The organism is Peribacillus sp. NPDC058075 (assembly GCF_042885195.1).
In the GTDB taxonomy this organism is placed as follows: Bacteria; Bacillota; Bacilli; order Bacillales; family DSM-1321; genus Peribacillus.
Genome location: NZ_JBHVSL010000006.1, coordinates 1 through 12,443 on the forward strand (window position 1 = coordinate 1; position 12,443 = coordinate 12,443).

Annotated in this window: 17 protein-coding genes; 2 read left to right on the forward strand and 15 right to left on the reverse strand. The window is 33.6% G+C overall.

The window, feature by feature from the left end; genetic code table 11:
• Positions 1 to 236: 236 nt before the first annotated feature.
• From ACFVS1_RS24365 to ACFVS1_RS24400, 8 genes are all read right to left on the reverse strand, one after another.
• Positions 237 to 386, reverse strand: a complete 150-nt coding sequence (locus tag ACFVS1_RS24365; protein WP_387551437.1) for a DUF3953 domain-containing protein — start codon at positions 384 to 386, stop codon at positions 237 to 239.
• A 272-nt stretch (positions 387 to 658) separates the two neighbouring features.
• Complete coding sequence (locus ACFVS1_RS24370) at positions 659 to 925, reverse strand: CPCC family cysteine-rich protein (RefSeq protein ID WP_387551440.1); 267 nt, start codon at positions 923 to 925, stop codon at positions 659 to 661.
• Between the two features lie 675 nt (positions 926 to 1,600).
• On the reverse strand, positions 1,601 to 1,834 hold the full coding sequence (locus ACFVS1_RS24375) for a hypothetical protein (RefSeq protein ID WP_387551442.1): 234 nt from the start codon (positions 1,832 to 1,834) through the stop codon (positions 1,601 to 1,603).
• 120 nt (positions 1,835 to 1,954) lie between these two features.
• Entirely contained in the window at positions 1,955 to 2,311 is a 357-nt protein-coding gene (locus ACFVS1_RS24380; protein ID WP_387551445.1) for a hypothetical protein, read from the reverse strand.
• A gap of 354 nt (positions 2,312 to 2,665) precedes the next feature.
• The gene (locus tag ACFVS1_RS24385) at positions 2,666 to 3,013 is read right to left on the reverse strand and encodes an ABC transporter (protein WP_387551448.1); all 348 of its coding nucleotides are present in this window, start codon (positions 3,011 to 3,013) and stop codon (positions 2,666 to 2,668) included.
• A 593-nt stretch (positions 3,014 to 3,606) separates the two neighbouring features.
• A complete protein-coding gene (locus tag ACFVS1_RS24390) occupies positions 3,607 to 3,822 on the reverse strand; it encodes a DUF6366 family protein (RefSeq protein WP_192206688.1) in 216 nt (71 codons plus the stop codon).
• Positions 3,823 to 3,968: 146 nt separating this feature from the next.
• Entirely contained in the window at positions 3,969 to 4,352 is a 384-nt protein-coding gene (locus ACFVS1_RS24395; RefSeq protein WP_387551451.1) for a YkvA family protein, read from the reverse strand.
• A gap of 205 nt (positions 4,353 to 4,557) precedes the next feature.
• Positions 4,558 to 5,325 (reverse strand): SDR family NAD(P)-dependent oxidoreductase, encoded by a 768-nt coding sequence (locus ACFVS1_RS24400; RefSeq protein WP_387551454.1) that lies wholly within the window; start codon positions 5,323 to 5,325, stop codon positions 4,558 to 4,560.
• 140 nt (positions 5,326 to 5,465) lie between these two features.
• Here ACFVS1_RS24400 and ACFVS1_RS24405 point away from each other — a divergent pair, with 140 nt between their 5' ends.
• On the forward strand, positions 5,466 to 5,846 hold the full coding sequence (locus ACFVS1_RS24405; RefSeq protein WP_387551457.1) for a MerR family transcriptional regulator: 381 nt from the start codon (positions 5,466 to 5,468) through the stop codon (positions 5,844 to 5,846).
• Between the two features lie 553 nt (positions 5,847 to 6,399).
• A complete protein-coding gene (locus ACFVS1_RS24410; protein ID WP_387551460.1) occupies positions 6,400 to 6,816 on the forward strand; it encodes a hypothetical protein in 417 nt (138 codons plus the stop codon).
• Positions 6,817 to 7,019: 203 nt separating this feature from the next.
• Here the strand turns inward: ACFVS1_RS24410 and ACFVS1_RS24415 are convergent, their stop codons facing one another.
• The 7 genes from ACFVS1_RS24415 to ACFVS1_RS24445 form a co-directional block, all read right to left on the reverse strand.
• Positions 7,020 to 7,505: a GNAT family N-acetyltransferase gene (locus tag ACFVS1_RS24415; protein WP_387551463.1), complete on the reverse strand. Its 486-nt coding sequence runs from the start codon at positions 7,503 to 7,505 to the stop codon at positions 7,020 to 7,022.
• Positions 7,506 to 7,698: 193 nt separating this feature from the next.
• Positions 7,699 to 8,514, reverse strand: a complete 816-nt coding sequence (locus ACFVS1_RS24420) for a lipid II flippase Amj family protein (RefSeq protein WP_352928144.1) — start codon at positions 8,512 to 8,514, stop codon at positions 7,699 to 7,701.
• Between the two features lie 159 nt (positions 8,515 to 8,673).
• Positions 8,674 to 8,856 carry a hypothetical protein gene (locus ACFVS1_RS24425; RefSeq protein WP_387551466.1) on the reverse strand — a complete coding sequence of 61 codons (183 nt, stop codon included), beginning with the start codon at positions 8,854 to 8,856 and terminating at the stop codon, positions 8,674 to 8,676.
• 339 nt (positions 8,857 to 9,195) lie between these two features.
• On the reverse strand, positions 9,196 to 9,405 hold the full coding sequence (locus ACFVS1_RS24430; RefSeq protein WP_214922382.1) for a FeoB-associated Cys-rich membrane protein: 210 nt from the start codon (positions 9,403 to 9,405) through the stop codon (positions 9,196 to 9,198).
• A 141-nt stretch (positions 9,406 to 9,546) separates the two neighbouring features.
• Positions 9,547 to 9,939, reverse strand: coding sequence for a hypothetical protein (locus ACFVS1_RS24435; protein ID WP_352928138.1), 393 nt, complete (start codon positions 9,937 to 9,939; stop codon positions 9,547 to 9,549).
• Positions 9,940 to 10,387: 448 nt separating this feature from the next.
• Positions 10,388 to 11,170 (reverse strand): SDR family NAD(P)-dependent oxidoreductase, encoded by a 783-nt coding sequence (locus ACFVS1_RS24440; protein WP_387551471.1) that lies wholly within the window; start codon positions 11,168 to 11,170, stop codon positions 10,388 to 10,390.
• A gap of 681 nt (positions 11,171 to 11,851) precedes the next feature.
• On the reverse strand, positions 11,852 to 12,253 hold the full coding sequence (locus tag ACFVS1_RS24445; protein WP_352928196.1) for a hypothetical protein: 402 nt from the start codon (positions 12,251 to 12,253) through the stop codon (positions 11,852 to 11,854).
• Positions 12,254 to 12,443: the final 190 nt, after the last annotated feature.

Sequence of the window (12,443 nt, forward strand, 5' to 3'; positions counted from 1 at the left end):
AATACATATAGATAAACTTTTTTTATTTTCATCTACTAACACTCCAATCATAATTTTCATAGTTTATTTTTTCCACATCAAAAGCTACTCCACCAAAAAAGAACGCATGTTCCTTTTAATGCAATTATATTCCATAATTAACCAATAGTCAATTTCTTATGGAACTATCCTGCCCCTATAGTTGCATAAGAAAAAGCTGTCTTAAAGACAGCTCTAATCTTCAGCTAACGGACCCGTTAGTTCATTAAGAAACCCTGTATTGAAACAAAGAAAAGAAATAATGAGACAACTACGCACCCCAAAAATCCTCCTTTTCTATCTTTTTGAAGTTCAGCTAATCCTCTCACCAACATAATTACCCCCGAGATCAACATTAAATACGGCATAAACTCAAAGTTTTCAGTAATTAGCAGATATGCTGATAAAGCAAGAACAATATTGCCAAGATAATTCTAACTATTTTCAAGAATATATTTCCCCCTAAAAAATTAAGTTCTGTACGATTTTTTATTTAATCATACCATTTAACACCTTTTCATTTGTGTGGAAAATGGAAAGTCCTTCTTTCACTAACCCGCTCCGTTAGTTCCATAAGAAAAAGCTGCCTTAAAGACAGCTCCGATCAACAGCTAACTCACCCGTTTGTTAAAGCATTTCATTAAATCAAGGGTATCCAAACAGGGTCTTTTACGTCTTTTTCATTAGGTTTTCTTACAAACTCAATACACCCATCCTCACAAGCTCCAAACACAAGATAATTTTTTTGTGCTTGCCTTAAAGAAGGGGTATTAGCACCACCGTCATAATCTGGATCACTATATTGAACTCCATCATCTTCCCAAAAACAAATACTGCAAATATCATATGTTCCAGGCGGTTCTTCATCTAATGTTTTATAACCGCAACAAGGACAAGTATATTTCATACAAACACCCCAATACTTATATCATACCTGTTCTTCAACTATCCTGCCCCGTTAGTTCATTAAGCAAAAAAGGCCACCAAATGGCAGCCCCGGTTCTCAACACGCACCCGTTAGTTGCATAAAACCTATTGTAGAGTTGACACAAACTGTGCGATAAGAAATCTTTTCAAATCAAAAAAACACCCATTAAATAGGAGTGTTTTTTGTAATAATATTCTGGATTGCTTTGGCAGCAACATCTATATCATTAATAAATTCTACTTTACCGCAATTAGAACAAACTAATTTAAAAGTACGTTGTGAATTAAATGTTAAGTATCTAACTTTTAGAGATTGAGTTTTATTAATTGTAAAAGTATGAGTAATATTTACATTATGATAATAGCATAGGTAGGAAAGTAAACTTTTTAAGCTTTCAAATGTCATAATCTTCCCCTTCCTAAATGGGAAGTGACTAAGAAAAGTCTGGTAGGACCCAAATATACTTTATTATCTCTTACTGTAACATCTAGAATTTTGAATGTATATTACTACCATTTTACAAATAGTTACATTTTATCTGAAAAAATGCCGTACAGTCCGACTACACTACGCTTATGGAACTAACCTGCCCCTATAGTTGCATAAGGAAAAAGCTGCCTTAAAGACAGCTCCGATCTTCAGCTAACGCACCCGTTAGTTGTAGAGTGGGGAATAGATTATTAAAAGAACTCCTAATAAAATAAGACCGACAATAATAATTAATCCATTACTTAAATCTAATACGACACCTAAAATCAACCATATGAAATAGAAAATTTTAGTTTTTGTACTTTCTTTTTTATAATTTTTATAAGCTTCTTTAATAAACCACCCTAAAATGATACTTCCACCAACAACCAATATAATCCCAATAGCCAATATTTTCATAATCGTACTATTTTCTGACCCCTTTTAAGAATTTATATTCCTGTTAGTTTGTCACTTTTCTTCTTCAACTAACCTGCCCCGTTAGTTGCATAAAGAAAAAGCTGTCTAATACTTCTCTAATTAGAATGCGTACTTATAGAGACCAAAATACAGTGGACCGAGTAAAAGTACAAATACTACAGCAATAATGATGTATTTGACTGGAGGTGAAACACCCTCGAACTCATCCCCATAGTCAGCTAGGAAGAAGCTGTAGATTAAGTCCCAAAATAACGCCCCAAAAAACACGATTTGCCATAAAGAAGTATTTATTATTTGGATATTTGATACGTAACCAAAAAGTCCTATCCAGGTAATAATCGAGATTACAAAATCCAGTTTTGCTGGAAAAGTCTTATATTTTCCTTTAAAAAGATATCCAATAGCAACAGCACCAAGTATTCCTAAATAAATTGTCCAAAACATATTAACAAACATAATCCATTTCCTCTTTCCTCTGTTTCCCTGAATCATTAATTCAAGATTAACCCCTATTTATTTATAAAAATTATAATTGAACTTGATTAATTTTGAATACAGGGGTTTTATTCCAAACATTTAACTCTACAGAAATTTGTATAGGACCGATCTTGAAAAAGGCGCATCTCACTTTATGAAATGCGCCTGATTACGGAGATCAAGATAATGATTATTCAACAATATGGCCCAAATGTTGAATTAAAATCAAACAGCACTCTTCAACTAACCTGCTTAATTATATAAAAAAAGAGCTGCCCTTAAAGACAGCTCTGATCCTCAGCTAACGCACTGTTAATTCGACAAGATAAGAATTCATTCTGTAATTCTAAGGTGTCTTTTAAGTTCCTTAAAAGGAGGAGCATAGGAGTCCTCATATTTCTTAATATGTTTATTTAACACAGACCAATTGCTTTCGAGGAATGGATGTATCTGAGTGGTATCAGAAAGACTATACAGTTCATTTAAAAAATAAAGGGTTTCCCAAACCAAAAAGTCATCGTCTAACTTAAATAAAACCTCAATGACATTTGGAATATAGTTAAACGCTTCTTCAGGGGACATACCCTTAGTAATTGATTCAAAAGAATTACTAAAATACCACTCGTCATCATCTAATTTGTCTTCCCATTCCATATATATGTCCAATAACCGTTTATCCATTTTAATCCCGTCCCAAAGTGCAATTTTAGCTATACATATTTTATCATTTGCTCTGAAACTATACTGCCCCGTTAGTTCCATAAAGAAAAAGCTGTCTTAAAGACAGCTCTGATTTTCAGCTAACGCACCCTTCATTAGGGATAAAATCTCATTCTTCTGTTAAAATCTCTATAAAAATAATGGTAATAACAAAAGCTATCAAAGAAAGTAAAACTCTATTAAATAAATGAATAGGCGTTAGACGATCTTTTAGCTTAAAGTATCCATTTAACACGACGATTAGTATAGCAAAATGAATAATTATTGCTATTAAATCAGTGTAAGTAAATGGCTTGCTTATGTAACTATCTGAGTAAAACCCTGTTAGGATTATTACAGTAAATAGAATAAATTGGATTCCAAAATATTTAATAAGATTCAAACTGCATAAGCTCCTTCTCAATTTCTCATTGTGTTTCACCATTATTGTAGCTGTAAGAAACAACTTTGGGAAACAGTACATATCGAGAAAAATTCTTCAACTAACCTGCCCCGTTAGTTCCATAAGAAAAAGCTGTCCTAAAGGCAGCTCTGATCTTCAGCTAACGCACCCGTTACTTGAAGAAAAGTGATACAAAAATAAAGCCAATAATGATTACAAGAATGAGAATTCCCGTACCTTTCCAACCTAAACTTCCTACTAAATCAGCAAGACCGCCACTGTTTGCTTTATTAAAAGCATCATTCAAACTACCAGTCGGATTTCTTTTTAATTCTTCTTGTCTTAATCTCTCTCTTTTTCGGTCAGGAGTTTCTTTGTTTTCTTGCACTTAAAACAACCCCCTATAAATTAAACAACTATTCTTTTATATTTTACCACAAATAACCATTTCCCTTGTTGAACTATCCTGCCCCTTTAGTTGCATAAGAAAAAAGCTGCCTTAGAGACAGCTCCGATCTTCAGCTAACGCACCCGTTAGTTCATTAAGCGATAAATATTAATAATAGCCCATATTATAATTAAGCCCCAAATCAAAACTATTATTGAGCCAACTATCCAATTCTTTGGCTTACCCTTTTTCATCATTTCTTCTGCTTTAACTTCACAGTTGGTTAATACACTCTTTGGTATCATCTTTAATGCAAGCATTACCCCTATTGGAACGAGAATTACATCGTCTAAGTAGCCAAGAATGGGTATAAAATCAGGTATGAGGTCAATCGGACTGAATGCATAAGCTACAACACAAGCCGTAAATACTTTTGCATACCAAGGCACCCGTTCATCTTTACAAGCAAAGTAAAGGATAAAGATCTGTCGTTTTAATTTTCTCGCCCAAGTCTTAATTTTGTTAAACATTTTATCTCCTAATACTATTTAAGATTTTATTTCCATTATGACAAAATAAAATTTACTAAGGATTGTTATTGCATTAACCTGCCCCGTTAGTCGAAAAAGAAAAAAAGACCGCCGCAGCGATCCTAATCTTTAAATCTCACATCCGTCAGTTGAACAAGGAAATGAAAGGTTCTCCTAATAGAAAAACGATGATCAATCACCCTTTTTAGTTTCTCATTCTTACTGCATAAGGATAAATTGGATCCTTTAATTGAAATTCATACGTAAGACCATCGACAATTCCAACTACTTTTTCGCTATCGTAAAGATCAAGCATAAATCCAGCCATTTCTTTAGCTGTATGGTATTTTGGAAGAAGCCCTTCGAATGTAACATTTTCCTCCAAGTCATTCGATACTTTTGCAAATTCAGTTTCAGTTGCAGCAGGAGCTAATACTTTTGCTTGCATGCTTGCACCTTGTTCTTTTAATTCATGTGCAAGGCCTTCAGTAAAGGCACTTACATAGAATTTAGAAGCACAATATGTGATTGCATTTCCAATAATCGTGTAACCTCCACCTGATGAAACGTTAATTAATTGCGTTCCTTCAACAGTTGAATAATCACGCACATAAAGAGAAGTCAAAATAGTTAAAGCTTCAATATTTAAATTTAGCATAGTCTCAATTTTAGTTAAATTTTGTTCTCCAACTGATGCGAAATTACCAAACCCTGCATTATTAATCCAAGTTTCAATTTCGCATTCCTTTAAATCTTCAAATAATGTATAAGCATTTTTCGTATTAGATAAATCAACTGTTTTTATAATGACATCTAATTCAGCATTTACCTTCGCGATTTCTGATTTTAGTTTTTCGAGTTCCTCAGTTCTACGTGCCACAATGACTAAATTTTTTCCACGAGCAGCAAAAACAAGAGCTGTTTCATAACCAATCCCAGAACTTGCACCTGTAATAACTGTATATTTCTTCATTTCATTTCCTCCTACTATTTTGTTTATACTAATAACAATTGATTCTTTAGATGATACGAATTTATTATATGGGTTAGAGTAAACTCTAAGTCAAACCTATTTTTACACTTGATTAGCATTGGTTAAGTATGGAGGTTTTTATGTATACAATTGGCGAAGTGGCACAACTTCTAGGAGTCAGCACACATACATTACGTTACTATGAAAAAGAGAAAATCATTCTTCCAGATCGAAATGAACATGGAGATAGAATATATTCTGAATCACATCTTCAATGGCTAAAATTTGTTTTAAAGTTAAAAGAGACGCAAATGCCGATCACAAAAATAAAAGAATATGCCTACTTGTATACTGAAGGAGAACATACAGCATTAAATCGATTAAAACTGTTAGAAGATCATAAAAGTTCGATTGAAAACCAGTTAAAGACGCTGGAAGAAACAAATAAAATGTTAGAACATAAAATTACATCATATAAAGAAATGATTCTGAAAAGAGATGAAGGAGTTACAAAAGCATAATATTATCTGAAAATGAAAGTGTTAAATTACGAAAACTCATAAAATCAAAAGGACCACCATATTAGATACGTCTAATATGTGCGGTCCTTAATGGAGTAGCATCAGGATTATGCGGAAATATAGTTTTTTAAAGTTATCAACTTATTTCTGGACAAACTCCTTAAATTTAGTAAAAGTTCGTCTTATTAAAATAAAATCCTTATGCAACTAACCTGCCCCTTTAGTTCATTAAGAAATGGGATCTATCCCCCATATAGGCAGTATATGCTCGTTTTTCTCTCCATGAAACCCTCCCCTAATTTATGCAATAAAAACGGGAAATGCTTAAAATGATTTTCCGACAAAAGGCCTTATATCAACGATGTATCAAACCCTGTATATTGGATAATTCGATGCCATTTTAAACCCATTGATATAACTGAGGTTTGTATTACTTTATGTAGACTTCCTCTACATGTCATATTTATATATTAATAAAAAAAGATAGTTTGCTTTAATAACTTCTGGTAAATTAAAGAAACATAGTTATAAAAAGTTATATAAGGAGAATTTCATGAAAAAGAAAAGATATTTAAAATTATTAATTATTTTTGTACTTTTGGGTGGAGGAGTATATTGGTATTACAACAGTATTGCAATCTGGGGTACATCTGAAAATGGAATGTGGAAAGCAACTTATAAAAAGAATCAAGATCAATATGTTGAAAAGGGTTGGACTGGCACCCTTAAGCAACAGTCTGGAGATAAAGTTACTGTAGAAGATATAACTTTTACAGATAATAATAAAAATCTAATGTCTGTAGGAGATTTTGAAGAAGGAATAGCCGAAGACGGTGAAGAAACGGCATTATATCCATTTTCTGCAAGATTTTATGGTGGAGATGGGCCTAAGAAAGGGCATATTTATAAAATTCATGTTACTTGGAAGGATAAAGGAAAATCCCATACTGATGGTTTTCGTCTTAAATAATTGAAGATGTGCATTACCCACACCAAAAGCGACTAATCCTTCTGACTTTGAGATTCCAGAATCTATGCGTATGTTGGGTGGAAAAGGACAAGTTTCTCCTAATATTGACCAAAACACGCTCTTAATATATTCAATTAATGATTCTTTTATAAAATGGTTTGATCATTTTCCATAGTTTTTAATGAACTAACGCACCCGTTAGTTTAAGAAGATGTAGATAATAATTTATACATTCTAAATCTCGGAACAGTATCTTCATCTTCTATTTTTAATACATCAAATCCATTTTTTTGATAAAATCTTATCGCCCTTTTGTTTGTGGGGGATACCCTTAATTGATATGCATTAACACCATATTCGCGAAAGAAACGTTCTGCAAATTCAATTAGTTTAGCACCGTATCCTTTTCCACGATATTCTGAGATTAAGTAAAATAGATTAACATATCCAATCTCTTTATTCTCAAATTGTTTAATCTGCAACTCAACTTGTCCTACTTGTTTACCATCTATTTCAACAATAACAAGTCCACCAGGAAATTTTATAAGCCTTACGAAAATCTTCTTTAAATAACTGTCATTATCTCCGAATAAACTCTCATCACCAAAACTAATACTGTACGAATCTCTTCTAAACTTAATAATGGTTTCAGTGTCTCTTAATAGGTCAATGTTACGAAATGAAAACAAGCTGATTCTCCCATTCCTTAAGCACGATATGCTTGATTTTAAAAGACCTTGTTTATAGTTTAATTCAACAATGGAAGTTTTTCCTTAATGAACTAACCTGCCCCTTTAGTTCCATAAAGAAAAAGCTGCCTTAAAGACAGCTCCGATCTTCAGCTAACGCACCCGTTAGTTTATTAAAAAAATTAGTTAATTATTAGACAATAAATTTAGTAAACCACGCAATATAATCTGCCCCTGGAATAAATAATACTTGAGCTAGTATCGTTCCTAATAAACGAGAAGTAACCATCATAAGAGATACACTCTTGAGATTAAGGTAACTTCCCTTTTGATTTATTACGTCATCCGCAAGAATAGATATTTTAGGGTCAATAAAAATTATAAGTAAAATTGTAGCTATTCCATTTATAAGACCCGATGCCATAATAGCTGTTGTTGCTCTTTCTGGAGCTATTAAAGCAGCATATAACGCTGATAACACTCCAATCGTATAGATTGCAGTTATTACCATATTAATTAAGAACAATCTTATGGGAATATCTTTCAATCTAATATCCTTTAAGTATGAAAACCTTGGTAAATGAATGTGTTTTATCCCACGCTTAATGTATTCGAAAGTTAACCCCTTTTTTATCAAAGATGGAATAGAACCTCTTTCTTCAGCTAAATGAACAATAGCCCTTGAAAAGATTGCAATAAAAGTAGGAAGTAAAAGAATACCTATTATTGTTCCTAAGGTTGATGAACCAATAATGACTCTATATTGGTTTTCAACAAATGCTAGTGTATTTACTTTTGGAGCATTATCAACCAGGCTCCCTGTAAATGGTTGCTGCATCATATTCGCTAATCGAGAAATCATAACCATCAAGTTAAATAAAGATAGAGCTGAAGCTAACAATCTTACTCTTGCACCAGATAATCTGACTGCATATGCAAGTGTTTCGATAGAATGGATAATAAATATAAATAGAGATATAAGAATTAATTTTTCTGTTAGGAGTACCAAAACAAATTACCTACTTTAATATATTTCTTCCCATATTACCACATATATTTCCAATTTGTGTTATGGAACTAACCTGCCTCGATAGTTCCATAATAAAAAGCTGCCTTAAAGACAGCTCTGATCTTCAGCTAACGCACCCGTTAAGCTTAAAAATCTGTTTTATTTATCAATGTCTATGTCATCATCGAGAAAAGATTTTTTATCTTTAATTCCATACTTCTTTTCAAGTAATTCACCAATAATTGAGCTGTTAATAACTCTTCTGACTGCTGTTTCAATAACTATATAAAGAATAAATAACGAAATAATATAAAGAACAATAGATAAACCAATAGACTGCATTTAAAAAACCTCCCTAACTACCTGCCCCGTTCATAAAGAAAAAACTGCCTTAAAGACTACTCTGATCTTCAGCTAACACACCTTTAGTTGAATAAAAATTATTTTGTTAAAAGCCAAATTACAAATAAAACAATAGTGATTATAGCCCAAAAAATAGCTTGTCTATATTTCGAACCTCTTTTTTCTGTACTCAAATAACCATCTCCTTGATATATTTTACCATAAAAATCCAATTTCTTTATGCAACTATCCTGCCCCGTTAGTTGCATAAAGAAAGAGCTGCCTTAAAGACAGCTCTGATTTTTAGCTAACGCACCCGTAGTTCTTTAGGGCTTTATTTCAATCACTCTTTTTATCAACTTCTTCATAAGGTATTTCTTTTCTTGACTCAATTTCTTGAGGTTCGCTTGAGTAATTTCGAACCAATCCATTATTGATGTCATCAATAGGTGTATATTGATTACTCGGTATAGTTTTTTTCTTCTTAAACATCCTAAAAAGAGAAAAAATAATCACCCCGATAATTAATGCAAGTACAAAGTATTGCATTTAACCTCCCCCATTCATAAATACAAATCCTTATTTTACCATATATTCCATACTCGTTATAGAACTATCCTGCCCCTTTAGTTCCATAAGAAAAAGCTGCCTTAAAGACAGCTCCGATCTTCAGCTAACGCACCCGTTAGTTCAAGAAGGATCAGCTTCTATAAACTGTTCATAATACTTTTTAGGGTTACTTATTTTGTTTTCAATGAAAAATTCAGCCTGGTTTTTAACCATATCAATATAGTCACTATCAATTTGACCCTTACGAGTATTCTCAACACTGCCTTCAACCTTAACATAATTTGATTGTACATTTACAATTACCGTCATTAGTTTCTTATCTTTAAACGAAACTGTTCCAATAACTTCTTTATTTTCTAAATCGACAGAAGGATAGTCCACTGTTATCCCAGAGGATTTGTACACAGTAAACCCTGGTATTGGTACCATTGGTCTAATGTATTTAAATGTAATATAAAGACCAATGCCAACAATCGGTATCAACAAAATTTTCAAGACAAGCGAACCACCCATTACTGTCCTCCTAACAACAATTCTCTTTCCTAAATAATACCATAAAGTTAAAGTTCCTTCTTCAACTAAACTGCCCCTTTAGTTCCATAAGAAAAAGCTGCCATAATGACAGCTCTGATCTTCAGCTAACGCACCCGTTAACTGAAGAAGAATTATTGTAGAGTTGAACCATATTGCGAAACAAGAAAAAGAATGGAGGAAAACGAACTCTAATTTCTTATTGGCTCAAATTGGCTCATTTTCCGGCGGGGTTGGCTCATTTTTGATTAAGATTGGCTCATTCCTATAGGTTATTGGAATTTTTTTCGTTTTTTTATCATTATGAGAAGACCATAAGGACAACCCGTCCTACTAAAGTCATTCATAACCTTGATGAACCAAAAACCGCAAAAACAAGTCTCTTTCTCTATTCATTCATATTGCCAAAGAAGAAGTCTCTTCACTCATTTTATTTGGTTCTATTTTTTAACCAGCTGTCAAATTCGGTGGCGACTAGGCGTTCACCTGTTAATCCTTCAGATTGCTCGGAAGCAAGATAAACGATAGGTTTTGCCATGATTTCTGGCTTCAGAAGCTGAGAGTTTCCTTCAAGTTCCCTTCTCACTTCATCAGGTATCATTCCGGTTATGGTGGCCCCGCCAGGAAGAAGCATATTTACCGTCACACCAAATTCACGCAGGTCTTCAGCCATGATAAATGACAGGGACTCGGTTGCGGCACGAGAAGGGCCGTATGGGACAAATCCTTTTCGTTTCATGGTTTCATAATTCATTGATATATTGATGATTTTTCCTTTTGCCTGCTTGACCATCAGAGGAGCGAATCCCCGGGCGGTTAGGAAATAACCGGTCACATTTGTATCGATTAAATTTCGAAACCCTTCAGGAGAGACCTGATAGAAAGGCTGTGGTTCTGTAAGGAATTTTGGGTTTACAGTCCTCATGCCTATCCCGGCATTGTTCACGAGGACATCGATCTTACCCCATTCCGTTTTTACCCAGTTCACTGCATCTTGTACCGATTCCTCCGACCTGACATCCAATGGAAGTTTAAAAACATTCGAATATCCCTTATCTTGAAGGTTTTTTACAGCTTCCGTCATTTTTGCTCCCGGACGGGATGCCACTGCAACCGTTGCTCCTTCATCAAGAAGTGCCTCTACCATGGCATATCCTAAACCGCTTGATCCTCCTGTAACAACGGCATGTACGCCAGTTAATTCTTTTGCCATTTTTCCACCTCATTTGGTTTAAATTCAAATCTTCGAAAGGATTATGATAGTATGTACAGTTTTTATATATCAGTTCCCCTGCAGTTAAAAATTTTATGTGTATCGGAAGCGATTAAGTTTTTCCAAACTTATTCTTTCAGTCTGTCTTTGCTAATAAAGTCCAGCCAAATAATCCATTATCTTAAAAACCTGGGATGGTTAAAGATCAGGAAAATCCCGACCACTAATTTAACCCTTTTTTTCATAGAAATAAATTCCTTCCAAATTCCAGAATATAACTTTATTATATCTCAAATTACTCTGAAAATAAAAAAGCTGATCCTATAAGTGTACATAAGAACCTCTGGGTCAGCCTGACTTATTGATGTATCGATTGGATGATTTTATTTACTAAACCTTCCGCATCTTTTGCTTCTACAGTCGTTAATTGGATGCGGCAGAACGGGTTTACCCGGAACTCCAGGCACCTTCTAAAGCAATCTGTGACTTTTACATCAACTTCTTATGATGTTCGAGGCGGAGTAATTCCAACACTTTTCAGGTTTTGGTTTTCTTGTTAAACTATCCTGCCCCGTTAGTTGCATAAAGAAAAAGCTGCCTTAATGACAGCTCCGATCTTAAGCTAACGCACCCAATAGTTTAAGTGCATTTTTCTCTTACTGGTTAATTCAATGGTGACAGCTATCTCTTTTCAATCGCCATACGCAAGTTCGAAATGACACCAAGAAGCACTAGTAACGAACAAAACATTTTTTCAAAAGGTGTTCCTAATAATTGTTGTAAAAACCCAAAAGACCAAAGTACAACAAAAAACCAACATATAATGGTTCTTCCTCTTTTATGTTTATAAAGTCTATTTCCACCAACAATTTGTGTGAAGACTCCTCCCATAATACAAATAATGATACTTATAATAGATATTGGTAGTTGAGCAGCATAGGAAACAGACCGTCCACCATTAACCCATGTGAATGGAATAACACCGCTAATAATAAGAACATGGAGTAACAATGTTATTCCGTAAAAACAAATCCCCATAAATACAGCCATTTTCAGTTCAATTTTTCTAACTCTTCTTAGCATATATAACCTCGCTTTTTCCCAACTTTACTGTATTACATGTTACCCTTATTATATTGGAGACCACGGAGATGAATCATTATCAAATTTATGCTTTAACAGAAAAATCCATGCTAATCCAAATTAAAATAAAGGTTTAGGCATTCTTGTTAAACTATCACACCCTTTAGTCTAAGTACATTTGTTCACATAT

What these genes read in the sequence shown, in the direction of transcription:
- ACFVS1_RS24365 (WP_387551437.1), bottom strand. Translation starts at nt 386, where the DNA reads ATGCCGTATTTAATGTTGATCTCGGGGGTAATTATGTTGGTGAGAGGA.
- ACFVS1_RS24370 (WP_387551440.1), bottom strand. Translation starts at nt 925, where the DNA reads ATGAAATATACTTGTCCTTGTTGCGGTTATAAAACATTAGATGAAGAA.
- ACFVS1_RS24375 (WP_387551442.1), bottom strand. Translation starts at nt 1,834, where the DNA reads ATGAAAATATTGGCTATTGGGATTATATTGGTTGTTGGTGGAAGTATC.
- ACFVS1_RS24380 (WP_387551445.1), bottom strand. Translation starts at nt 2,311, where the DNA reads ATGTTTGTTAATATGTTTTGGACAATTTATTTAGGAATACTTGGTGCT.
- ACFVS1_RS24385 (WP_387551448.1), bottom strand. Translation starts at nt 3,013, where the DNA reads ATGGATAAACGGTTATTGGACATATATATGGAATGGGAAGACAAATTA.
- ACFVS1_RS24395 (WP_387551451.1), bottom strand. Translation starts at nt 4,352, where the DNA reads ATGTTTAACAAAATTAAGACTTGGGCGAGAAAATTAAAACGACAGATC.
- ACFVS1_RS24400 (WP_387551454.1), bottom strand. Translation starts at nt 5,325, where the DNA reads ATGAAGAAATATACAGTTATTACAGGTGCAAGTTCTGGGATTGGTTAT.
- ACFVS1_RS24405 (WP_387551457.1), top strand. Translation starts at nt 5,466, where the DNA reads ATGTATACAATTGGCGAAGTGGCACAACTTCTAGGAGTCAGCACACAT.
- ACFVS1_RS24410 (WP_387551460.1), top strand. Translation starts at nt 6,400, where the DNA reads ATGAAAAAGAAAAGATATTTAAAATTATTAATTATTTTTGTACTTTTG.
- ACFVS1_RS24425 (WP_387551466.1), bottom strand. Translation starts at nt 8,856, where the DNA reads ATGCAGTCTATTGGTTTATCTATTGTTCTTTATATTATTTCGTTATTT.
- ACFVS1_RS24430 (WP_214922382.1), bottom strand. Translation starts at nt 9,405, where the DNA reads ATGCAATACTTTGTACTTGCATTAATTATCGGGGTGATTATTTTTTCT.
- ACFVS1_RS24435 (WP_352928138.1), bottom strand. Translation starts at nt 9,939, where the DNA reads ATGGGTGGTTCGCTTGTCTTGAAAATTTTGTTGATACCGATTGTTGGC.
- ACFVS1_RS24440 (WP_387551471.1), bottom strand. Translation starts at nt 11,170, where the DNA reads ATGGCAAAAGAATTAACTGGCGTACATGCCGTTGTTACAGGAGGATCA.
- ACFVS1_RS24445 (WP_352928196.1), bottom strand. Translation starts at nt 12,253, where the DNA reads ATGCTAAGAAGAGTTAGAAAAATTGAACTGAAAATGGCTGTATTTATG.